The 676-nt window shown below is 55.3% G+C and carries 1 protein-coding gene; it reads right to left on the bottom strand.

The annotated features are described in order from the left end of the window. Nucleotides 1–160 precede the first annotated feature (160 nt). Nucleotides 161–676: TetR/AcrR family transcriptional regulator (locus tag B2W52_RS15780; protein ID WP_286803707.1), on the bottom strand; the 516-nt coding region annotated here is incomplete at its 5' end.

The following is a 676-nucleotide window of genomic DNA, read 5'->3' as shown; positions in this document are numbered from 1 at the left end:
CGTTGATGAACTATCACGACAGTGCCAATTTCAGACGCGCCTTCAAGCGCTGGTTTGACCAGTCGCCTGAGCAATTCAGGCAAAATGTCAGATCACAAACCGTGCATCCGCATGATTAGCGATCATAAACAGAGGCTACTTGCGTTTGTGAAGCCAGAACCTATGCCTGACCCCCTTTATTGATCACACCGTCCATAGCGATCTGCCAGATCAAGTCGCCAATGGCGTCGAGTGAATGAGCCCCGTTCGGGTCGAACCAGGTTGCAACCCAGTTGAGCGCCCCAAGGCCGATCAGGCGGAGCAAACGGCCGTCAACATTCTTCCGGATCACGCCCTGTTCAATCATTGTTTCGAGGATCTCAGCCCACAGGGACTCGTATTGGTCACGCAGTTCGATGATTTCCTCGCGAGCCTCCGGGCCCAGCGCTCGCCATTCAAACAGCAGCACGTAAACCGCGTCCGAATCTACCAACAGGGCTCGCAGATGCGCTTTGATACAAAGACGCAACCGTTCAACCGGGTCATCCGAACTGGCGTAAGCCGACTCGACCTCTGCGGTAACCAGGTCCACCCCCCGGCGCATCAGCTCGACAAGCAGCGCTTCCTTGCTGTTGTAACGATAATACAGACTTCCGGGCAGCATATTGCAGGCCTCGGCAATCTCCTTGAGCGACGT

This window comes from Marinobacter sp. UBA2498 (genome assembly GCF_002341575.1).
Classification (GTDB): Bacteria; Pseudomonadota; Gammaproteobacteria; order Pseudomonadales; family Oleiphilaceae; genus Marinobacter; species Marinobacter manganoxydans.
Note: the sequence above shows the minus strand (reverse complement) of the source record. Positions and strands in the feature narration are given on the sequence as shown.